This is a genomic window from Gordonia aquimaris, assembly GCF_026262595.1.
GTDB lineage: Bacteria > Actinomycetota > Actinomycetes > Mycobacteriales > Mycobacteriaceae > Gordonia > Gordonia tangerina.
This window is the reverse complement of sequence record NZ_JAPKFM010000003.1, coordinates 196081-217467: the sequence shown is the minus strand read 5'-3', so window position 1 is coordinate 217467 and position 21387 is coordinate 196081. Positions and strand designations below refer to the sequence as shown.

Sequence of the window (21387 nt, the reverse complement as noted above, 5' to 3'; positions counted from 1 at the left end):
ATACAGCTCAGCGTCGGAACGAGTCGATGACCCGATCGAGCACGACGAGGACCTCGGCGGCAGCGGTGCCCTTGTCATCGGCGGCGGCCACGTACAGCGCGGATTCGTCGAGCGCGCCGATGGCGACGTGCGCGATCGGACGCACCGGCTGGTCGTCGATCTGCCCGACCGCGATGGCGGCCTGCAATATGCCCTCGATCAGCGCGAAGCCGAACTCCTCGCCGCGGGCCCGCCACTCGCTCCACCCGAGCACCGACGGCGCATCCACCAGCGAGATCATGTGCACCGCCGGGTCGGTCACCCGTTCCAGGAAGACCCGCACCCCGGCCTTCAGTGCAGCCAACGGATCAGTGACGGCAAGATCCCCGACGCGCTCGGCCACTTCCGTGGTGATGTCCTGTTCGACCTGGTCGTAGACCGCGGTGAACAGACCCTTTTTGTCGTCGAACTGGTGATAGAGGGCGCCGCGGGTCACGCCCGCCGCCACCACGATGGCCTGGGTGCCGACGGCGGCATAGCCGTGTTCACCGAACAGGCTTCGCCCCGCGGCGATCAATGCCGAACGGGTCGCTGCTGTTCGTTCCGCCTGCGTACGACGATTGACTTTCATACAGTCTGCACGTAACTTTCATACCGAGTGTTCGTAAGTGAGATATCAGCCTATGCGAGAGGCGCCGCCATCATGACCACGACCTCGACGATCACACTTCCCTCCGGCACCGTGGAGTACGCGTCCTACGGCCCTGACAAGAGTGCGCACCCGCCGATCGTGTTCATGCACGGCGTCGCCGTCGACCATCGGCTGTGGCAGCCGGTGGCCGAGATCCTGGCGGCGCGGGGATACCGCAGCTATGCGCCGACGATGCCGCTCGGGTCGCATCACATCCCGTGGGGCCCGTCTGCGGACCGGAGTCCACGCGGTGCGGCGCGACTGCTGCGCGAGTTCGTCGACCGACTCGGCCTGGCCGACGCCACGCTGGTTGCCAACGACACCGGCGGTGCGATCACCCAGTACGCGCTCGACGCAGACCCACACTTCGTCCGGGCCCTGGTGTTCACGAACTGCGATGCATTCGATCTCTTTCCGCCCCAACCGTTTCAGCTGGTGTTTGCGCTGCTGAGACAGCGACTGCTCCTCAAGCCGCTGATCGAGACGATGCGGTGGCGGGCGCTGCGGCATTCGTCGCTCGGCGTCGGTCTGCTCGTCACCGATCCCGACCCTGACCTGACCCGGTCAGTGTTCGAACCGCTGCGCACCGACGCGCGCATCCGCGACGACCTCATCGCATTCCTGCACGAGATCGATCCGGCCGACCTCGCAGCGGTCACGCCACGGATGTCGCGAGTCCAGGTGCCGGTGGCCATGGTGTGGGGTACCGGCGATCGGTGCTTCACTCCCGAGCACGGCCGCCGCTTCGCGGACGTCTTCGGCGACGCGCAGTTCATCGAGGTGCCGCACGCACGCACCTTCGTCTCGCTCGATCAACCTCAGGCCGTCGCGGACGGCGTGGTGGCGGCATCGGCTCGGTCGGATCGCTGACGCCTCAGCCGTCGCCACGAAGAAATTTCCCCGATCGGGCGTCGGGTTTCGCCTCCCACGGACGACGATGAAGGTGTGAGCAGCGAACACGAGGGCTCTCCCGGAGGTGGGGCGCCCGCACTGCTGGCGGTGTACGACGATGCGCTGCCGGCGGTGTACGGCTACCTGCTGCGCCGGTGCACGGATCAGCGGGTCGCCGAGGACCTCACCTCCGAGACGTTCCTGGCCGCGATGGACGCCGTCCGACGCGACGACACAGCGCGGCCGACGACGCCGTGGCTGATCGGGGTGGCCCGGCACAAGCTGGCCGACCACTGGCGGCGGATGCAACGCACACCCGACCCGGTCGAGGAGGTGCCCGACACCGGCGACGACGAGTGGGACGCCCACCTGGACCGGATGGTCGCCCACCACACCCTGGCCACCCTGTCCCCGACCCATCGCGCGGTGCTGACTCTGCGCTACGTCGATGACCTCCCGGTCGGCGACTGTGCGGCACTACTCGACCGGACCGTCGGGGCCACCGAAGCGTTGCTCACCCGGGCCAAGCGGGCCTTCCGCGCGGCCTATCCGGATACCGACACCCGATCCGGATCCACCGGCTCGCGGAGAGGAGGTCACGCATGAGCGAGTACAACCGCACCGAACACGGCGGCAGCACACCGCCTGACCCGTTCGTCGCCCTGCGGGCCGCCGATGCCCCGGGCTGGACCGACCCGGTCGCACCCGACGCCGAGTTCACCCGGCGACTGCGGGACCGACTCGAACGCGGCGCGACCCTACCCCAAGGAGTTCTCATGAGTACCGCCACCGAACTGAACGCAGCGACCACCCACGACGACGAACCCGCCGTCGAACGTCCGGGCGCGCTGCCCTACCTCACGGTGCCCGACGGGCGGGCCGCCCTCGACTGGTACGTCGAACATCTCGGCGCACGCCTGCGCGGTGAGCCGATCATCATGGACGACGGGCGACTCGGCCACGCCGAACTCGAGATCGGCGGGGGCGCCATCTATCTCGCCGACGAATTCGGGGACATGGGCCTGCGTGCACCGCAGCCCGGCCACGTGTCGGTCAGCCTGATGCTGGCCGTCGACGATGCGGACGCCGCCGTCGCCGCCGCCGAACGCGGCGGGGCTGCGGTGACGCGCGAACCCTACGAAGGGTACGGACATCGCACCGGGACGATCATCGATCCGTTCGGGCATCGGTGGATGCTCACCGGGCCGTCGGAGATGGGCGCGGAGGCCGCCGACCGCATCCGCACCGGCGACATCGTCTACATGTCATTGCAGACCCCGGATGCCGCACGCGCGGCCGCGTTCTATGGCGCGGTACTGGGATGGGACTACGACCCGCAAAGCCGACAGGTCACCAATCTCGGCCACCGCCTGGGTATCTCGGATGCCGGCGGATACGGCTCGAACACATTGTTCTGCGTGTACGCGGTCGACGATTTCGACACCGCACGAGCTGCGATCCGGGCCGCGGGCGGTCGCGCCGCCGACGAGGTCACCGAGGTGGGCCGCGACGGTGCGCACGTTCTCGACGCCGTCGACGATCAGGGCGTCGCATTCTCTGTGCACGTCCCTGCACCCGGGGCGACGCGGACGGATCAGCATCCACGTGGAGTCGGTGAGATGTCGTATCTGACCGTCCAGACGCCGTCGAGCGCTCGCTACCGCGCCTTCTATGGCGCCGTGCTCGGCTGGGAGTTCCGCGCCGGTCGGATCGACGACGGCTGGGAGGTCGACGACGTGCATCCCCAGATCGGGATCGCCGGTGGCGCCGACGATCAGCGGGCCGTTCCGATGTGGAACGTGCCCGACATGGACGCGGCGGTCGGCCGGGTTCGCGCCGCGGGTGGACGGGTCATCACCGACCCGGACGCGCAGGCCTACGGGATCATGGCCTACTGCTCAGACGATCAGGGCGCCGAATTCTATCTGGGTCAGCTCTTCTGAGCGTCGTAGACCGCCCGCGACCGGTCGACGTCGTCGACATGTGCTTCGACGAACTCGATCAATCCGGTCAATCGGGCGGCCACGGCCGCTCCGAGATCGGTGAGCGAGTACTCCACCCGAGGCGGGATCGCTTGCAGCACTGATCGATTCACGAATCCATCCCGCTCGAGGGCCTGCAGGGTCACCGACAGCATCCGTTCACTGACACCGTCGACCCGGCGCCGCAACGCATTGAACCGCATGTCACTCTCCCCCAAAGCGACCAGCGCGAGCAGACCCCAGCGACTGGTCACGTTCTGCAAGATGTCTCGCGACTGACAGTTCCTCGCGAAGACGTCGGCCACAAACGCCTGATCGGCCTCGTCACGCCCTGGATGCGGGGCGGGGTGCGCTGCGGACATGGCCTTCATCCTACCCAGACCGTGCACACCGTGCTTACCATCACGCTTGCACTATATAAATAGTAAGTGCACCATCGATGGATAGCGGTGGTCGCCCGGCGATGGGCGCGACCCGTAGCCACCACAGACGCACACCGACACAGAGGAGAAGTCATGACCACATACGCAGTGACCGGAGCGACCGGCGGACTCGGCGGCTCAGCCGTTCGCGCCCTGATCAGCCGGGGAGTCGAACCCGGTGACATCGTTGCGGTGGCACGCGACGCCGCCAAGGCGGCCGACCTCAGTGATGCGGGCGTGAATGTCCGGGTGGCCGACTACACCGACCGCGCCGCACTCGACACGGCCCTCGCGGGAGTCGACAAGCTGCTCATGGTCTCCGGCTCCGAGGTCGGACAGCGCGTCGCGCAACACACCAATGTGATCGAGGCCGCGGTGGCCGTCGGCGTCGACCTGATCGCGTACACCAGCATCCTTCGCGCCGACAGCTCTCCCCTGGCACTGGCCACCGAACACGTCGCCACCGAGAAGATCCTGGGCGACAGCGGAATCGGGTTCGTGCTGCTCCGCAACGGATGGTATTCGGAGAACTATCTGTCGTCCGCGCCGACCGCGATCGAGGGCGGGGTGTTCTACGGAAGTGCCGGCGACGGCCGCGTCGCTCCGGCGGCTCGCTCGGATTACGCCGACGCCGCCGCGTCGGCACTGCTCTCCGCCGGCCCGGGCGAGATCTTCGAACTCGTCGGTCCGCAGCATCTGTCGTATGCCGACATCGCGGCAACCTTTGCCGAGGTCGGCGGGCGGGAAGTGCGCTACCAGAATCTCCCGGAGGCCGACTATGCCGCGGCGTTGGTCGATGCCGGAATCCCCGCGCCCTTCGCCACGGTGTTGGCCGATTCCGATGCGGGAGTGGGTTCCGGTGCGCTCGACTCCGACTCGACCGACCTGGTCGAACTACTCGGGCGTCCTGCCGTGTCGTTCACGGAGGTCATCCGCAGCGGGCTCGCCTCCACGGTCTGACCCTCGGTGGCGTCACGGCTCAGGATCCCGCCCCCACGAGTCCCACGACGATGACCGCGACACCCGCCGTCGACGCCACCGCACGGATCACATTCCAGCGCACCCAGGGTCCGACGAAGTCCGCCCACGGCGCCGTCGCCGCATCCGCCTCGACGCGGCCTACCGCGTCGAGGCGATTGTTCAACGGCACATTGAATCCCAGGGTGATCGCGACGGACATCGAGGCCAGGGCAAGACCCACGACCAGATACCAGCGCAGCGGGTCACCCCAACACAGCAGCACCGCCAGGCCGCCGAACACCAACGGGCCCAGAAAGATCAGCGCGAACAGCGGGTTCACGATCGCCACATTGATCCGCTGCATCGCGGCCACAGCCGCCGGTGCGGCGGTCCGCTGCAGTCCGGGCATGATGGCGTAGGCGAAGGCCGACAACAGCCCGGCGGTCAGCGCCGAGGTCACCACGGTGAGGACGACAAGCACGTCGCGGAGTGCGCTCATCACGAGACTTGTTGCATCATCTCGGAATTCACGAAATCGGCGAAATCACGGGCCGGTCTGCCCAGCACGTGCTCGACATCGTTGCCGATGCGACTGTTACGACCGTCGAACAGGGTGCCGAACAACGTCATCAGAACGCCGATATCGGCGGAGGAAAGACCGTACTGCGACAACATCTGCCGATAGCCGTCGAGGGTGACCTCGGTGGCGAGGATGTCGACTCCGCGCGCCCGGCCGATCTCTGCCGCAGCCTCGGCGAAAGTGAGCAGACGGGGCCCGGTGAGATCGTAGGTCTGTCCGGCGTGCGGGTTCACACCCGCGGCCCGGTCGAGCAGCGCGGCGACCGCAACCTCGGCGATGTCGTCGGTGTGGATGAACGGTTCGCCGACCGCACCCACCGGGAGGGTGAGCGAACCCATGGCGATCTCGGGCGCGAAACCGCCCTCGGAGAAGTTCTGGTCGAACCAGGCACACGACAGCACCGTGGAATCGATGGCGGCGGCATGCACGACGCGACCGGCCGCCTCGGCCTCGGGCTCGCCGCGCCCGGCAAGCAACACCAGTCGCGTGACCCCAGCGGACTCCGCGCGCCGTACGAGTTCCGCGACGTCGTCGACAGCGCCGGAGGCGATCAGGTCTGGCTGGTACGAGATGTAGACCGGACCCGCACCGTCGAGCGCCGGGGCCCAGGTGGTGCGGTCGGTCCAGTCGAACCGGGTCGCACTCGACCGGCTGGCGCGCCGGACGTCGACGCCACGGGTATCGAGCAGGTCGGCGACGCGCCGCCCGACTTTGCCGGTCGCGCCGATCACCAGTACGGAGTTGGTTGTTGTCGAAGATGCGTGCTGAGTTGTCATGTCCTCAGTCCACCCGGCTCGGGCGAGACGATCCATGGCCATTTCGCTCGATTCCATACGCACTCGTCTCGGCGGCGTAGCATCGAGCCCGTGGACGCACTGGGAAGCCTGCTCAACGGGCCGCGGGCCCGGAGTCCGATGATGCTGCGGGTGGTGATGCGATCGCCGTGGTCGATCAGGATCGAGGACACCGCACCGCTCACCGTGGTCACCGTCACCCGCGGCACCGCCGTCCTCACCTACGACGATGGGACCACACACCGCGTGGTGCCCGGCGACGTCGCCCTGGTGCGTGGCACACACCCATACGCGGTGGGAGATCAGGCGGGCACCGACTGGGTGGCCCGGATCGACACACACGGCGACTGCTTCGACCCGACCGGCACCCACAGCGTGGCCGAGGACATGTGCTTCGGCGTGCGGTCGTGGGGCAACTGCGACGACGACACGTCCGCCGACGCGATCATGTTGATCGGCACCTACGCGACCGGCGAGGTCAGTCAACGACTACTCGACGCACTGGACCGGTGCACCGTGGTCCCCATGGGAGACCACCCCCTGGTGGGGTTGCTGGAGGACGAGATCGTGCGTGATTCGCCGGCCCAGGAAGCCGTCCTGAATCGACTGCTGGACCTGCTGCTCATCACCGGGTTGCGCCAATCGATGGAATCCGGCCGGATGCGTGCGACGCAGTGGTATCGGGCCCATTCCGATCCGGTGGTGGGCAACGCACTCCGGCTGCTACACAACGGTATCGAGGAATCGTGGACGGTGAGCTCGCTGGCGGCCGCCACCGGCGTGTCACGCGCGGTGCTGGCTCGGCGGTTCACCGAGCTGGTCGGCGAGCCGCCGATGGCGTATCTGACCGCATGGCGGATGTCGGTGGCCGCCGACCTGCTGGCCGATCCCGCACTGTCGCTGCGCGCCGTGGCCCGCCGGGTGGGATACGGAACTCCGTTCGCATTCAGCGCCGCCTTCAAACGGCACCGCGGGATGAGTCCGGCAGCGTTTCGTTCTGCGCCATCGCGCGACGCTGCAGAACTCTCGGCACGCGCCACGTGATTCACTGATGGCCATGCCCGCCCGCTCCCCGCTGTCCGGTCCCGCACGGCGCCCACCCTTCGGCATGGGCACGGTCACGATGATCCTCGTCGCCGCGATGGTGGCGGTGTTCGCCGCAGTACTCGCCATCGGCACGCCGGCCGACCCGCAGCTGGACCATTCTGCCGGGCAACTCCGCAGCTACGACCGTGAACCCGATGTCGCCTGGACGCTGTCGGACGACACCCTGCCGGGCTACGGCGCCGGTCGGCGCATCGAGGTCGTCGATACCTGGCAGGATCACTGGCTGATCAGCTATCCCTCGGGCATCGGACGCGCATTCCTGCTGGTGCACCGGTCATCCGGCACCGCCGTCTGGGATGAGCCGATCGTCGCAGGCCTCGGCGACTGCGCTTTCAATGAGTTCGGGCAGGTCGGCTGTGCGATCAAACTCGGCGGCGACGTCGGAGACGGTTTCTATCTCGTCGACGAGCGCGGCAGCCTCGCCACCCCCACCACGCTCGACGACACCAAACAGGTCGTCGGCGTGGGCACCGATTTTCTGCGCATCGATCAGGCGGGCTATCACGTGACCCTCCGCACCCCCGACGGACGCGAAATCTGGTCGCGCACATTCGCTGCGGCCGCATCCGCAGAGGTTCGTCCCGACGGAATGCTGGTCGTGGCGACCGCCGACAGCGGCCGGTACATCCTCGACCCGGCCACCGGCGCCGACCGACTGTCCTGCACGCAATGCATCATCACCAGCTACCCGACCGGGATCACCGTCGAGTACGACGCAACCGCAGAACAGCGAGTGGAGACCTACGCCGTGGACGGCGACGACCTGCGCACCCCGGCGACGTCGGTGTCGGACGGGCTCCGCGTCGTCGGCGGGCCGTCGGTCCTTCCGGTACTCACCGGCACCGGCGACAGCCAAGTGCAGATGGCGCAGGGACGCTACGAGATTCGCGATCCCGCACAATCGGATGCACTGTGGCAGATCACCGATCCCGAACTGTCGAAGGCCAACACCAAACCCTGCGGAACCGAAGTGGCCTTCGCACTGAAGGACCGGTCACGGATCTTCTACGGCCTCGCCGACGGTGATCGGATCGGCGCCATGGCGCCACCGAGCTTCGAGACACCCGGCGAGAACATCGACAATCTGAACTGCATCGGCTCCGCCGGAACAAATCTCGTCTTCGCCAATGCGGATCAGCTGACCGCGGTCGACGCCGAGACCGGCGAGATCGCGTGGACCAGGTCGATCATGGGCGCCGCCGACGTCGTCGACGGATACCTCGTGCTCCAACAGGGTTCGAGCCTGTCGGTGCTGCGACCCAACTGACCTACCGATCACCGATCGATGTGGCAGGCATCACAATTGCAGTGTGACGCGCTCGACCTGCGTGCCGTCGCCGACGATCAGCAAGCGGCCAGGAAGCTCTCAGACTCGGCAGCGCCGCGCTCCCACCACGGCGCGGGTTTCGGGTACGGTCGGGCGCGGCCATGGCCAACCGGGCTTGTGTGCCGGCCCGTATTGTCCGAAATCGTTGTCCGCGAGGTTGATCCGTTTGGGAAAGCACTCCGCTCCGCGTTCGTTGCCGTTCGCCGGAAACCCTGGTCCGACGTCAGCACCCTCACGCAGCCGGTCGCACCGATCACGCCGGCCCCGCCCGCCATGGCTGGCCGCCACCGTCGTCCCTCTGGGCGTCCTGGCTGCGGCGGCCACCACCACCGCGGGTGCCGGGCAGTCCGCAGCACCGCTGGCCTCGACGGTTGACTCGGTGGCGACACCGGCACCCAACCCGCTGCCCCCGGAGGCCGCCACGTCGCCTGCTGCACCACCCCCACCGCCACCACCGGCACCCCCACCGCCGCCACCCGAGCCCGCCAGTGTCGTCAGTGGAGCGGTCCCGGTGGCCAACTATGATGCCTATCGTGATGCTGCACAGTCGATATCGCGGACAGACCCCGGCTGCGGCATCGAATGGCCGATGATCGCCGGGATCGGTCGGGTGGAATCCCACCACGCCAACAACGGGGACGTCGACCCGTCCACCGGAGACCTGCACGCCCCGATCTACGGCCCCACACTCGATGGCACGCTCGCGGGCAACGAAGTGATCGCCGACACCGACGGCGGTGAGCTCGACGGCGACACCCAGTACGACCGCGCGGTCGGCCCGATGCAGTTTCTCCCGTCTACCTGGGAGCACTACGCTGCGGACGGGAACGGCGACGGGAAGGCCGACCCACAGAACGTCTACGACGCGGCCCTGACCACAGCGAGTTACCTGTGCGACGATCACGACGACCTTCGCGACCCCCGCGCCCAGGTGAGCGCGATCCTGCGGTACAACAACTCGATGGACTACGTCGACGACGTACTCGGTTACGCTCGCACCTATTGATCCCAGGCGGTCAGGGCTCGCTCAGAAAAGCCTGCAGCGCAGCCGAATACATCGGCACGTCACCGGCGCCCATCAGTTCGCGGGCGCTGTGCATGGCCAGCTGCGGAGCGCCGACGTCGATGGTCGTCAAGCCTGTTCGGGCTGCGGTGATCGGACCGATCGTCGAGCCACAGGGCAGGTCGGCGCGATGCGTGTACCGCTGCATCGGCACGCCGGCGGCATCGCACGCGACGGCGAAGATCGCCTCCCCCACCGCATCCGACGCATAGCGCAAACTCTGATTCACCTTCAGCACCGGGCCGCCGTTGACCGCGACCCGGTGTAACGGTTCATGCCGTTCCGGGTAGTTGGGGTGGGTGGCGTGCGCCATGTCGCCGGACACGCACACACTGCCCGCCATAGCCTGCAGATAGTCCGCTCGAGATCCCCCCCGGGCCAACACGATTCGTTCGATGATCGTCGCCAGGAAATCCGAGGCGGCACCGCGTTCCGAGCCGCTGCCGACTTCCTCGTGGTCGAACAGCGCCAACACCCGCGTCGGGATCGTGGGCGCGCCGTCGAGCAGCGCTCGCAGACCGGCGTAACAGGTGCCCTGGTTGTCCAGCCGCGGCGCGCTCAGCAACTCGTCGTCAGCGCCGATCAGCCGGCTCGGCGCCACATCGTGGGTCATCAGTTCCCAGCCGCGCACGGTGGCGGGGTCGATCCCGGCGTAGCCGGCGGTCCACTCGAGCACGTCGGGTGCGTCGCTGTCCAACGACCAGATGCCGTCGAGATGGCGCTGCGGGTCCAGGGTGACACCCTTGCGGTCCTCGGACAGGTGGATCGCCAGTTGCGGCACCCGGATCACCGGTTCGGTGACGTGCACGAGCACGTGGTCCACGCGGTCGCCGGCTCGGTAAGCCAGCCGCCCCGATATTCCGAGGTCGCGGTCGAGCCAGGAGTTGAGCCATGCTCCGCCGTAGGGCTCCAGCGCCACCATGCCGATCCCCGCGGACGTGCGTCCGGGTTTCTGCTTGACCCGCAGGTTCGGGCTGTCGGTGTGGCCGCCGACGATACGGAAGGTGTTGCCGTCTCCCGCATCCCAGGCGATGATCGACCCACCCCGGATGACGTAGTGACGTCCGGCGAGCGCAGCCCACTGGTCACCCTCGGCGAGGCGGGTGTAGCCGGCCGACTCCAATTGCGCGGCGACGGTTGCGCAGACATGGAACGGCGACGGCGAGGCGTCGATGAATTCGCCGAGTCCCGCAGCCGTCGCGCTGGTGGTCAAGGTGGTCACAACAGGGCCTCCGATCTCTTCAGTGTCATCTCGGTCGCGGAATCGGCCGCGTGGTCGGGACGGGTAGACCCCCGACGGCCGCCATGGTCACCAGCATGGACAGCATCAGCACGAGTTCGCCGAGGTTGCCGACCCACAGCAGCATGGTGCCGATCGGTGCGGCGATCAGCATGACCAGCGCACCGACGAACAGCCATGGGAATCCGGCGTAGCGGAACGCCATCACGCCGAGGACCAGAATTGCGAGCACGGTGATGATGGCCGGTAGTGGCGGTCCGTCGAAACCGGCGTTGACATACCGCAGGGCGTCACCGGCGTCCTCTGGTTCGAGATCGAGGCGCACCACGTCCTCGACGAACCCGATCACCATCAGCATGACGACCAGCGCCCATCCACCGAGGGTGACGTTGCGGGTGCGTGCCTGCTCCACACCGAGGCGACCGACGAGGTTGCCGGCGACGACGATCAGGAGGGGCACCGCGATCGCGTGAATCCAGAAGCGCGGCAGGTTGATCGCCGACAGGGTGTCGCCGTAGCCAACCAACCGGCCGACCGCGACGGCGATGTTGTCGTAGGCCAGGCCGAGGCTGATCGCCCCCAGCAGGATCGCCACTGCGCCCACCCGCGACGTCAGACGAAATGCGAAGGCCGCCACCACCAGCATGGCGGCGCCGATCGCCACCATGATCACCGATGTCATCGGATCAAGCCGCGGCCAGTACCGAATCTATGACGGAGTAGAACAGACCCAGACCGTCGTCACTGGGACCGGTCAGCGGCTCGGTGGCGTGTTCGGGGTGCGGCATCAGCCCGACGATGCGACCGTCGGCGCTGGAGATGCCCGCGATGTCCAGTGACGAGCCGTTCGGGTTACCGCCGGAGTAGGTGAACACGATCCGACCTTCGCCCTCGAGTTCCTCGAGCTTGTCCTGTGGTGCCACGTAGCGGCCCTCGCCGGATTTCAGCGGGATGAGGATGTCGGCGCCGAGTTCGAAACGGGTGGTCCATGCGGTGGTGTTGGACTGCACCTTGAGCCACTCGTCGCGGCAGATGAAGTGCAGACCCTCGTTGCGGGTCAGCGCTCCGGGCAGCAGACCTGCCTCGCACAGCACCTGGAAGCCGTTGCAGATACCCAGAACCGGCATGCCCTTGGCGGCGGCGTCGACAACCGAACCCATCACCGGGGCGAATCGGGCGATGGCACCGGCGCGCAGGTAGTCACCGTAGGAGAAACCGCCGGGCACGATCACCGCATCGACCGACTTCAGGTCAGCGTCGCCGTGCCACAGCTCCACCGGCTCGGCGCCGGCCAGTCGGGCAGCGCGGACCGCGTCGACGTCGTCGAGCGTTCCCGGGAAGGTGATGACCCCGATACGAGCTGTCATCGTCGATTTACTCCGCGACCCGTGAGACGTTGAAGTTCTCGATCACCGTGTTGGTGAGGAGCTCCTCGGCGATGCGCTCGAGGGTCACATCGTCGACGTTCTCGTCGACCTCGATCTCGAAGCGCTTGCCCTGTCGGACGTCGGCGATTCCAGAGAATCCCAAGCGGCCCAGGGCCCCCACGATGGCCTGGCCCTGCGGATCAAGGATCTCAGCCTTCGGCATCACATCGACCACCACTCGCGCCATGGGCAGTTGCTCCGTTCTCACAGGTGCGCAGTTCCGCGCTCAGCTTACCGGTTGGTCGCCCCCCGTCGAGCGGGCGCCATGACTCCTGACTCCACCAGCCGAGTGGACGCGACAGGGCGTCCACTCGGGCGGGGATGGGACGGGTGGGCTAGAGGACGGCTTCGATGGCCGACACCACGGCCGGGTCGGTCGGCTCGGTGCGCGGACGGAAGCGGTTGACCACGGTGCCGTCGGCGTTCACCAGGAATTTCTCGAAGTTCCACTGCACGTCGCCTGCCTCCCCGTCGGCATCGGCGGTCTGGGTCAGGGCCGAGTACAGCGGGTGTTGATCGTCGCCCTTCACATCTGCCTTCTCCAGCAACGGGAACGTGACGCCGTAGGTGGTCGAGCAGAAAGTGGCGATCTCCTCGGCGCTGCCGGGCTCCTGGCCCATGAACTGGTTGCACGGCATCCCGAGGACGGTCAGACCGCGCTCGCCATAGGTCTTGGCGATCGATTCCAGTCCGGTGTACTGCGGCGTCAGGCCACACTTGCTGGCGACGTTGACCACCAGCAACGGGCCGGCGAAATCGGCGAGGTTCAGTGCGCTGCCGTCGAGCGCCTTGACGGGGATGTCCTTGACATTGCTCATGGCACCCGACGGTAGTCCCTCGCGACGAAGACCCGGGTACCACTCGTCGTTTCGACGACGAGTGGCAGAGGACCGTTGACCAAGCGATCGCGAACACGTCCGGTGAGCCCGGTCACTCGGCGCGAGAGCTTAGGGTGGATCTCACCATAGATTGCGTTGAAGAAATAGTTGCGTAGGCGTTAGCTTTTATCAGTGCTCTCGAACACCCCGTCTGTCGACGACCCTTCGGCTACCTCGGGATCTGTCGACGCCACCACCGGCAAATTGACCGAGTTCCTCGATCGACTGGCGTGCGTTGCCAAAGCGCAGACGATGGACTCGCTGGCCGCGGCCGATCTGACGTTCTCGCAAATGCGCGTGATGTTCGCGCTCGGAGCGCACGGTGACGGCGCCGAATCGATGTCGTTGAACGAGATCGCCGACCACATCAACCTTTCTCTGGCGGCGGCGGGCCGCACCGTCGACAAACTCGTCGGTGCCGGGCTCGTGCACCGTCGCGAGGATGCGACGGACCGCCGCGTCAAGCGCGTATCCCTCACCGCAGAGGGCAGTGACGTGATCACCTCCCACGTAAACATCCACCGGGAACTCCTCCGCACCTTCGTGGCCGGACTTCCCGAACCGCTGCAGGTCGACCTCGGGGCCGCCATGGCCGCCATCGTCGACAACGACGTCGACTACTTTGCCGGACTTCACGGCGAGGAGATGCCCGACGCTACTGCCCGCCCGTTCCAGGACAACACACAGAAAGTCACCTCATGACCTCCTCTTCGACTCCGGCGCACGCACATGCGGGCCCACCGGACACCAAACTGGACCGGCATGTCTTGATGGTTGCCGGTGTGGTGGTGCTCGGCGCCATCATGTCGATTCTCGACGTCACCGTGGTGGCGGTCGCGCAGAACACCTTCCAGCAGGAGTTCAACACCGACGCCGCAGGTGCGGCGTGGACCGCCACCGGCTACACCCTGGCGCTCGCCGCGGTGATCCCGCTGTCCAGTTGGGCGGCATCCCGATTCGGCACCAAGAAGGTGTATCTCACCTCACTCGTGCTGTTCATCCTCGGCTCGGTGCTGTGCGCGCTGGCCTGGAACATCGGCTCACTCGTGGCGTTCCGCGTCATCCAGGGCCTCGGCGGCGGCATGCTGATGCCCATCGGCATGATGATCCTGACCAAGGCCGCCGGTCCGGAGCGGGTCGGCTCGGTGATGGCCGTCCTGGGTATTCCGATGCTGCTCGGACCCATCGGCGGCCCGATCCTCGGTGGCCTGCTCATCGAGAAGGCCAGCTGGCACTGGGTGTTCCTGATCAACGTGCCGATCGGCATCGCGGCGCTGATCTATTCGTGGTTCGTGCTGCGCGATGACGAAGAGACGTCCCGGCCGAAGATCGACGTCGTTGGCCTGCTGCTGCTCTCGCCCGGTCTGGCACTGTTCCTTTTCGGTGTGTCGTCGAGCGCCGAACATCGCACATTCATGACCGCTGGCGTGTTGATCCCCGCCATCATCGGCGCCGTTCTGATCGCCGGCTTCATCTGGCACGCACTGCACACCGACAAGCCGCTGTTGGATCTGCGACTGTTCCGCAACCGCACCCTGTCGATCGCGGTCATCACGATGACCCTGTTCATGATCGCCTTCTTCGGCGCCGCACTGCTGTTCCCGCAGTACTTCATCGGCGTGCGCGGTGAATCGACCCTGACCGCCGGCTTGTTGCTGGCGCCGCAGGGCTTGGGCGCGATGATCACAATGCCGATCGCAGGCCGCATGACCGACAAGATCGGGCCCGGAAAGTTCGTCCTGACCGGCATCGTGCTGTTGACGGCGGGCATGAGCGTGTTCGTCTTCCTCGGCGCAGAGACCTCGTACCTGCTGCTGTGCGGTGCACTGTTCGTGCAGGGTCTCGGCATGGGTATGACGATGATGCCGATCATGTCCGCCGCGTTGGCGACGCTGAACAACGCCCAGGTCCCCGATGGCTCCACGCTGATGAACGTGGTGCAGCAGAGCTCGTCGTCGATCGGTTCCGCGGTGATCTCGGTGGTCCTGGCCAGCGGGCTGGCCGGCAGCATGCAAGCCGGTATCGCGATCACGTCGAACACCGCGCCGCAGAACCTGCCACCGGAGATGCAGGGCACTGCCCTGCCGCCGTCGTTCTTCGAGTCGGCTGCCGATGTCTTCGGGTCCACCTTCCTGGTCTCGGTGGTCCTGATCGCTTTGACCTTCATCCCGGCGCTGTTCCTGCCGCGCAAGAAGATCGCCTCGCCGCTGATCGAAGAGGACATGGATCAGCCGGCGCCGATCATCATGCACTAGGACCGCCGGCACCCACGTCCTGATCGCCACCAGCACGGCGGCCGACAGAACCCCGAAAATCACCGAGAGAACCCACCCGCGTCACACAGCGCGGGCCGTCATCCAAGACGGTGGGTTCTCTCGGTGATTTTCGGGGTTCTGTCGGCGTCGAAGCGGGGGTCTCGATACGCCGCTCGCCTAGCGGCTCACGACTACTCGACCAGCGGACGGCAGGCCTCGCGACTACTCGACCAGCGGTGCCGAAGGCTTCACCGCACCAGTCTGCTGCAGGATCCACGCCAATTCGAAGGCCACTTCCTCCCACTGCTTGTACCGCCCGCTGACACCGCCGTGGCCGGCCGACATCTCCGTCTTGAGCAGGATCGGATTCCCCGAGGTGCTCAGTTCTTGCAGTCGCGCAACCCATTTCGCCGCCTCGGTGAACAACACCCGGGTGTCGTTGAGTGAGGTGAGCGCGAGGATCGGCGGATATGGCTTCGCCTCGACGTTCTCGTATGGTGAGTAAGAACGCATATAGGCGTACACATCCGGATCGTGCAGGGGGTTTCCCCACTCGTCCCATTCGATGACCGTCAGCGGCAGCGACGGATCGAGGATCGAGGTGAGGGCGTCGACGAACGGAACCGACGCGAGGATGCCGTTGAACAGTTCCGGCGCCAGATTGGTGACGGCGCCCATCAACAGCCCGCCGGCCGAGCCGCCCTCGGCCACCATCTGTTGCGGTGTCGTCCACTGAGTGTCGACGAGATGGCGCGCTGCGTCGACGAAATCGGTGAAGGTGTTCTTCTTGGTCAGTGTCTTGCCGTTGTCGTACCAGTAGCGGCCCATCTCACCACCACCGCGGACATGGGCCAGAGCGAAGACCACCCCGCGGTCCAGCAATGACAGCCGCGACACCGAGAACGACGGGTCGATACTGGTCTCATAGGAGCCGTAGCCATAGAGCAGCAGTGGCGCCGGGCGATCGGCGTCGACCGTCTTGCGCCGCACGATCGACAGCGGGATCCGGGTGCCGTCGCCCGCGGTTGCCCATTCCCGCGTCTGCACGTAGTCGGCGGCGTCGTACCCACCGAGCACCGGCTGCCGTTTGAGCAGAACCAATTCGCCGGTGGCCACGTCCAGGTCGAGCACCTCGGTCGGGTCGACGAAACTCCCGTAACCGATCCGCAGTTTCGGCGTCACCCATTCCGGATTCGCTGCCAGCCCGGCCGAGCACAGCTCTTCACGGAACTCGACCTCATGGAAGTCCGCGAGGGTGGGTACACCGTCGATGCCGCGAAGGTCTGCGATGGCCAACTTCGGAAGTGCCGCTCGACGGTAGGACAACACGAGGTAGTCGCGGAATGCATCGAGGTCTTCGATCCGACGGTCCCGATCGTGCGCGATCAGTTCGCGCCGATCCGTGGGGTCGTCGACCGGCGCGATGTCGATCGCAAAGTTCTCGGCCTTCACCCCGTCCCGAATCTCGTTGTGCACGATGATGAACTGATCGGTTCCGTCGATCACCGCATGCTCCACCGAGTACTCCACCCCATCGACTCGCGGAGCGACACTTCGGAACTCGCCGGTGGGGTCGTCGGCAGCGAGCACATATACCTCGGTGGTGATCTTGGAGCCCACCCCGATCATGAGGTACTTGTCGCTGCGGGTGGCTCCCATGCCCACCCAGAACCGCTCGTCCGGCTCGTGGAAGACGCGAACATCATCGGCGTCGGCACCGATGTCGTGCCGCCACACCGTGTCTGGCCGCCAGGCATCGTCGACGGTCTGATAGAACACATGCTTCGCGTCGGCCGACCACACGGCGCCACCCGCAGTGTTCGGGATAACATCGTCGAGTAATTCACCGCTGCGAAGGTCCTTGAATCGCAGGGTGTATCGCTCGTCACCGACGATGTCGGTGCTGTACGCGAGCCAGTTCCCATCGTCGCTGACGGTCAACCCGCCGAGACTGAAGAAGTCGTGTCCGTCGGCTTCCACGTTGGCGTCGAGCAGGACCTCCTCGCCGGGCAGCGAGGCGTCGGCGGCCACCTCCGGTGGTGTCCAGTCATCGGGATCGACAATGGGACAGCGGCATCGGATCGCGTACTGCTTGCCCTCTTCGGTGCGGGCGTAATACCAGTACTGGCCACGGCGACTCGGGACCGACATGTCCGTCTCCTGCGTGCGGCTCTTGATCTCGCCGAAGATGTCCTTGCGTAGGCCGTCCAACTGGGCCGTGTGCGACTCGGTGAACGCGTTCTGGCCTTCCAGATAGGCGATGACCTCGGGATCGTCCTTGTCGCGCAACCACTCGTAATCGTCGACGAACGTGTCGCCGTGGTGGGTGCGCTCGCTGGGAACCTTTTTGGCGACCGGCGCGGTCACGTCGGTGGTCACATCATCTCCTAATCATGGTCCGGCCAGTCGGCGAAGGATCTCTGCGAGATCCATTCGTAGGCCTCGATATAGCGTTCGCGGGTGCGTGCCACCACATCCTCGGGCAGCGCTGGCGGTGTTGTGTCGGCAGCCCGGTCCCAACCGGAATCGGGACCGGTGAGCCAGTTGCGCACGATCTGTTTGTCGAAGCTGGGCTGCACCTGCCCGGGCTGGTAAGTGGCCGCCTCCCAGTAGCGTGACGAGTCCGGTGTCAGCACCTCATCGGCGAGCACGAGCTCCCCGTCCGCACCCGATCCGAACTCGAACTTGGTGTCGGCCAAGATGATTCCACGTTCGGCAGCGAGCTGCGCACCCCGTCGGTAGATGTCGAGCGTGGCCGACCGCAGTCGGTCGGCGAGATCGGCACCTTCTTGTTCGACGACCCGCTCGAAGCTGATGTTCTCGTCGTGGTCGCCCTGAGCTGCCTTGGTGGCCGGCGTGAAGATCGGCTCGGGAAGCCGACTCGCCTCATCGAGCCCGGCGGGCAGCGCTACGCCGCAGACGCTGCCGCTCGCACGGTAGTCGAGCAGGCCCGATCCGGTGAGATAGCCACGGGCGACGCACTCCACCTGCACCATCGGCAGGCGGCGCACCACCATCGACCGACCCAGCGCCTCGGCGGGAATCCGTTCGTCGGTGGGCCCGCCGGCGAGGTGGTTGGGCACCCCGAGCGTCTCGAACCAGAAAAAGCTCATCGCGGTGAGGATGCGCCCTTTGTCGGGGATGGCGGGGCGCAGGATGTGGTCGTAGGCGGAGATGCGGTCGGAGGCGACCAGCAACAGGGTGTCGGCGTCGATCTCGTAGATCTCGCGCACCTTGCCCGATGCCAGGTGCCGGTACGACTGCAGTTCAGGACGCATGGCTTCGACCCTAGGACATGCCCGGGAAGCCGCGTGCCCCGGCAGCACGGACACAGAGTGGAAAGTCGTTCTATCTCGACCGCAGGGAGACCCTGCGAGCTCTCGGATCGGGCCCGGCATCGGTCGTCGGCGCGTTGTGTTCCCCGGCGACGTTGGCGATCATGGTCGGCATGAATCATCGACCTCGGCGTCTGCGCGCACGATTCGGCCCGAGCCGGCAGTCCGACGAGACCACCGTCGTGGCGGGATCAGCGTGACCGGCCCGCAGATCACCATTACCTACTGCACGCAGTGCAATTGGCTGCTGCGGGCGTCGTGGATGGCCGGCGAGCTCCTGAATACCTTCGGCACCGACCTCGGGGCGGTGACGCTGGTACCCGGAACCGGGGGTGTGTTCCACATCGACGTCGACGGTGAGCAGGTGTGGGAGCGCAAACGCGACGGCGGCTTCCCCGATGTGGTGACGCTCAAGAAGCTGGTACGCGACGTCGCACTGCCGGACTGGAACCTCGGGCACGCGGATCGGGCGTCGGAAAGCACTTCGTGACGGTCCTCCGCAAGCTCCGAACCTCATCAGGGACCAGGGTGGCGAGCAGCTACAGGATCGGCGCCGGCGTGTAGGCAGCCGCGTCGGGGTACTGCGCGACGACCTTCTCCGCCGCGGCCAGCACATCGGCGACCTGCTGTTCGGCGGCGCCCACGAACACCGACTTGTCGGCGAGCAAGTCCTCGAGCTGGGCGCGGTCGAGCGGAATTCGGTCGTCGGCGGCGAGGCGGTCGAGCAGGTCGGGTTCGCGCCCTTCCTCGCGCATCGCGAGCGCTACGGCCACCGCGTTCTCCTTGATCGCCTCGTGCGCGCTCTCCCGGCCGACGCCGGCGCGCACCGACGCCATCAGCACCTTGGTGGTGGCCAGGAACGGCAGGTAGCGGTCAAGCTCATTGGCGATGACCGCCGGATAAGCCCCGAACTCGGCAAGCACGGTGAGGAAGGTCTCCATCAGCCCGTCGATGGCGAAGAAGGCATCGGGCAATGCCACCCGACGCACCACCGAACAAAAGACGTCACCCTCGTTCCACTGGGCGCCGGCCAGCTCGGCCGCCATGGAACCGTAGCCGCGTAACACCACCTGCAGGCCGTTGACCCGCTCGCAACTACGCGTGTTCATCTTGTGCGGCATCGCCGAACTGCCGACCTGGCCGGGCTGAAATCCTTCGGTAACCAGCTCGTGGCCGGCCATCAGTCTGATGGTGTGAGCCAGCGACGACGGACCGGCCGCGAGCTGCACCAGTGCGGACACCACGTCGTGGTCGAGGGAGCGCGGATAGATCTGGCCGACAGAGGTCAGCGACCGTGCGAAACCGAGGTGATCGGCCACCCGAGCCTCGAGATCGGCGAGCTTCACGGCGTCGCCTCCGAGCAGGTCGAGCATGTCCTGCGAGGTTCCCATCGGGCCTTTGATGCCCCGCAACGGGTAACGGTCGATCAGTTCGTGCACGCGGGTCAGCGCGATCATCAGTTCGTCGGCGGCACTGGCGAAACGTTTGCCCAAGGTGGTGGCCTGCGCGGCGACGTTGTGACTGCGACCGGCCATCACCACCGATGAGTACTGGGCGGCGCGGTCGGCCACCCGGGCCAGAACCGCAACGCCATGGGCGTGCACGTGTTGCAGCGATCGCAGGATCTGCAACTGTTCGACGTTCTCGGTGAGGTCGCGGCTGGTCATCCCCTTGTGGATCTGCTCGTGTCCGGCCAGCGCGTTGAATTCCTCGATCCGCGCCTTCACGTCGTGTCGTGTGATCCGCTCACGCTCGGCGATGGAGTCGAGGTCGATCTGGTCGACAACTCTCTCGTAGTCGGCGATGGCGTCGTCGGGGACATCGATCCCCAGGTCGCGCTGCGCCTTGAGCACTGCGATCCACAGCTGACGCTCCAGCGCGATCTTGTGGCGGGGTGACCAGATCTCGGCCAGCTCAGCAGAGGCGTAGCGACCGGCCAGGACGTTGGAAATGGAGGGCTTCGACACGCACACAGTGTAGTCGCGGCCCACTCACCCATTGCCGAACACGTCCGCGCCGCCGCTCACAAAGCGAAACAGGCCCACCCCGACCCATAACCCTGATGCACGCGCAACACCGCGACCGGGCCGGTCACCCCGTTCTGCGTCGCATACAACTGTGTGGTGGCCACCCGGCGCGGCACCCAACTGATGGTCGCGATGGCCCCGTCTGCCTCGGCCGAGCCGAGGACTCGGGCGGGCGCGCCCTGCGGCCTCTCCCAGAAGGTCACCGTGCCGACCGAGTTGACGTCGACGGTCAGGTCGTAGCGGCATCCGGTGCCGTAGACGACCGACGAGAACGGCACACCGGCATCGACCTTGCCGACCGGAACTGCCGTAGCCGACCCGGGTGAGACCATCATCGCCGTCGCTGCTGCCAGCAGCGCTGCCGGCACGATCCGCACCCGCGGCCATCCCCGTTGTCGCATCTCTGGCGCCCTCCCTCGCTTCATGCGC

Annotated in this window: 24 protein-coding genes; 11 read left to right on the top strand and 13 right to left on the bottom strand. The window is 66.6% G+C overall.

What is annotated here, in order from left to right:
* Window positions 1–7: 7 nt before the first annotated feature.
* Window positions 8–610: a TetR/AcrR family transcriptional regulator gene (locus OSB52_RS04675; protein WP_235724023.1), complete on the bottom strand. Its 603-nt coding sequence runs from the start codon at window positions 608–610 to the stop codon at window positions 8–10.
* A gap of 72 nt (window positions 611–682) precedes the next feature.
* Between OSB52_RS04675 and OSB52_RS04670 the strand changes: the two genes are divergently transcribed.
* The 3 genes from OSB52_RS04670 to OSB52_RS04660 all read left to right on the top strand — a co-directional run bounded on the left by OSB52_RS04670 (window position 683) and on the right by OSB52_RS04660 (window position 3504).
* Window positions 683–1540: an alpha/beta fold hydrolase gene (locus OSB52_RS04670; protein ID WP_235724022.1), complete on the top strand. Its 858-nt coding sequence runs from the start codon at window positions 683–685 to the stop codon at window positions 1538–1540.
* Window positions 1541–1615: 75 nt separating this feature from the next.
* Window positions 1616–2167 (top strand): RNA polymerase sigma factor, encoded by a 552-nt coding sequence (locus OSB52_RS04665; RefSeq protein WP_372475041.1) that lies wholly within the window; start codon window positions 1616–1618, stop codon window positions 2165–2167.
* The gene (locus OSB52_RS04660; protein WP_266060428.1) at window positions 2164–3504 is read left to right on the top strand and encodes a VOC family protein; all 1341 of its coding nucleotides are present in this window, start codon (window positions 2164–2166) and stop codon (window positions 3502–3504) included. Before OSB52_RS04665 ends, OSB52_RS04660 begins: the two co-directional genes overlap by 4 nt.
* Here the strand turns inward: OSB52_RS04660 and OSB52_RS04655 are convergent.
* Window positions 3492–3905 carry a winged helix-turn-helix transcriptional regulator gene (locus tag OSB52_RS04655; protein ID WP_266060427.1) on the bottom strand — a complete coding sequence of 138 codons (414 nt, stop codon included), beginning with the start codon at window positions 3903–3905 and terminating at the stop codon, window positions 3492–3494. The two genes, OSB52_RS04660 and OSB52_RS04655, sit on opposite strands and share 13 nt — an antisense overlap.
* A 153-nt stretch (window positions 3906–4058) precedes the next feature.
* Here OSB52_RS04655 and OSB52_RS04650 point away from each other — a divergent pair, with 153 nt between their 5' ends.
* On the top strand, window positions 4059–4925 hold the full coding sequence (locus OSB52_RS04650) for an SDR family oxidoreductase (RefSeq protein WP_266060426.1): 867 nt from the start codon (window positions 4059–4061) through the stop codon (window positions 4923–4925).
* 19 nt (window positions 4926–4944) lie between these two features.
* On the opposite strand, the gene OSB52_RS04645 is transcribed toward OSB52_RS04650, so the two are convergent.
* Window positions 4945–5424 carry an anthrone oxygenase family protein gene (locus OSB52_RS04645; protein ID WP_266060424.1) on the bottom strand — a complete coding sequence of 160 codons (480 nt, stop codon included), beginning with the start codon at window positions 5422–5424 and terminating at the stop codon, window positions 4945–4947.
* On the bottom strand, window positions 5424–6281 hold the full coding sequence (locus OSB52_RS04640; RefSeq protein WP_266060422.1) for an SDR family oxidoreductase: 858 nt from the start codon (window positions 6279–6281) through the stop codon (window positions 5424–5426). Before OSB52_RS04640 ends, OSB52_RS04645 begins: the two co-directional genes overlap by 1 nt.
* A gap of 90 nt (window positions 6282–6371) precedes the next feature.
* Between OSB52_RS04640 and OSB52_RS04635 the strand changes: the two genes are divergently transcribed.
* The 3 genes from OSB52_RS04635 to OSB52_RS04625 all read left to right on the top strand — a co-directional run bounded on the left by OSB52_RS04635 (window position 6372) and on the right by OSB52_RS04625 (window position 9739).
* Window positions 6372–7343, top strand: a complete 972-nt coding sequence (locus OSB52_RS04635) for an AraC family transcriptional regulator (protein ID WP_266060421.1) — start codon at window positions 6372–6374, stop codon at window positions 7341–7343.
* Window positions 7344–7356: 13 nt separating this feature from the next.
* Window positions 7357–8673 (top strand): hypothetical protein, encoded by a 1317-nt coding sequence (locus tag OSB52_RS04630; RefSeq protein WP_266060420.1) that lies wholly within the window; start codon window positions 7357–7359, stop codon window positions 8671–8673.
* 226 nt (window positions 8674–8899) lie between these two features.
* A complete protein-coding gene (locus OSB52_RS04625; protein ID WP_372512321.1) occupies window positions 8900–9739 on the top strand; it encodes a lytic transglycosylase domain-containing protein in 840 nt (279 codons plus the stop codon).
* Between the two features lie 10 nt (window positions 9740–9749).
* Here the strand turns inward: OSB52_RS04625 and OSB52_RS04620 are convergent, their stop codons facing one another.
* The 5 genes from OSB52_RS04620 to OSB52_RS04600 all read right to left on the bottom strand — a co-directional run bounded on the left by OSB52_RS04620 (window position 9750) and on the right by OSB52_RS04600 (window position 13281).
* Window positions 9750–11018 (bottom strand): M18 family aminopeptidase, encoded by a 1269-nt coding sequence (locus OSB52_RS04620; protein ID WP_266060419.1) that lies wholly within the window; start codon window positions 11016–11018, stop codon window positions 9750–9752.
* Window positions 11019–11043: 25 nt separating this feature from the next.
* Window positions 11044–11718, bottom strand: coding sequence for a hypothetical protein (locus tag OSB52_RS04615; RefSeq protein WP_266060417.1), 675 nt, complete (start codon window positions 11716–11718; stop codon window positions 11044–11046).
* A gap of 4 nt (window positions 11719–11722) precedes the next feature.
* Window positions 11723–12403, bottom strand: a complete 681-nt coding sequence (gene purQ, locus OSB52_RS04610) for a phosphoribosylformylglycinamidine synthase subunit PurQ (protein ID WP_235724012.1) — start codon at window positions 12401–12403, stop codon at window positions 11723–11725.
* Between the two features lie 7 nt (window positions 12404–12410).
* Complete coding sequence (gene purS, locus OSB52_RS04605) at window positions 12411–12650, bottom strand: phosphoribosylformylglycinamidine synthase subunit PurS (protein ID WP_235724011.1); 240 nt, start codon at window positions 12648–12650, stop codon at window positions 12411–12413.
* Window positions 12651–12798: 148 nt separating this feature from the next.
* Window positions 12799–13281, bottom strand: a complete 483-nt coding sequence (locus OSB52_RS04600; protein ID WP_266060415.1) for a glutathione peroxidase — start codon at window positions 13279–13281, stop codon at window positions 12799–12801.
* A 192-nt stretch (window positions 13282–13473) separates the two neighbouring features.
* Here OSB52_RS04600 and OSB52_RS04595 point away from each other — a divergent pair, with 192 nt between their 5' ends.
* Both OSB52_RS04595 and OSB52_RS04590 read left to right on the top strand, forming a co-directional pair.
* Window positions 13474–14043, top strand: a complete 570-nt coding sequence (locus OSB52_RS04595) for a MarR family winged helix-turn-helix transcriptional regulator (RefSeq protein ID WP_266060414.1) — start codon at window positions 13474–13476, stop codon at window positions 14041–14043.
* The gene (locus OSB52_RS04590; RefSeq protein WP_266060413.1) at window positions 14040–15596 is read left to right on the top strand and encodes a DHA2 family efflux MFS transporter permease subunit; all 1557 of its coding nucleotides are present in this window, start codon (window positions 14040–14042) and stop codon (window positions 15594–15596) included. Before OSB52_RS04595 ends, OSB52_RS04590 begins: the two co-directional genes overlap by 4 nt.
* A 222-nt stretch (window positions 15597–15818) precedes the next feature.
* On the opposite strand, the gene OSB52_RS04585 is transcribed toward OSB52_RS04590, so the two are convergent.
* On the bottom strand, window positions 15819–17975 hold the full coding sequence (locus OSB52_RS04585) for a S9 family peptidase (RefSeq protein ID WP_266060412.1): 2157 nt from the start codon (window positions 17973–17975) through the stop codon (window positions 15819–15821).
* Between the two features lie 8 nt (window positions 17976–17983).
* A complete protein-coding gene (locus OSB52_RS04580) occupies window positions 17984–18874 on the bottom strand; it encodes a phosphoribosylaminoimidazolesuccinocarboxamide synthase (protein WP_235724006.1) in 891 nt (296 codons plus the stop codon).
* Between the two features lie 17 nt (window positions 18875–18891).
* Here OSB52_RS04580 and OSB52_RS04575 point away from each other — a divergent pair, with 17 nt between their 5' ends.
* Together OSB52_RS04575 and OSB52_RS04570 are read left to right on the top strand one after the other, a co-directional pair.
* Complete coding sequence (locus tag OSB52_RS04575; protein WP_266060410.1) at window positions 18892–19131, top strand: hypothetical protein; 240 nt, start codon at window positions 18892–18894, stop codon at window positions 19129–19131.
* Window positions 19128–19421: an Rdx family protein gene (locus OSB52_RS04570; RefSeq protein WP_235724005.1), complete on the top strand. Its 294-nt coding sequence runs from the start codon at window positions 19128–19130 to the stop codon at window positions 19419–19421. The genes OSB52_RS04575 and OSB52_RS04570 overlap by 4 nt, the downstream gene beginning before the upstream one ends.
* Window positions 19422–19470: 49 nt before the next feature.
* Here the strand turns inward: OSB52_RS04570 and purB are convergent, their stop codons facing one another.
* Together purB and OSB52_RS04560 are read right to left on the bottom strand one after the other, a co-directional pair.
* On the bottom strand, window positions 19471–20898 hold the full coding sequence (gene purB / locus OSB52_RS04565) for an adenylosuccinate lyase (RefSeq protein WP_235724004.1): 1428 nt from the start codon (window positions 20896–20898) through the stop codon (window positions 19471–19473).
* A gap of 56 nt (window positions 20899–20954) precedes the next feature.
* A complete protein-coding gene (locus OSB52_RS04560) occupies window positions 20955–21359 on the bottom strand; it encodes a hypothetical protein (protein WP_266060408.1) in 405 nt (134 codons plus the stop codon).
* Between the last annotated feature and the right edge of the window lie 28 nt (window positions 21360–21387).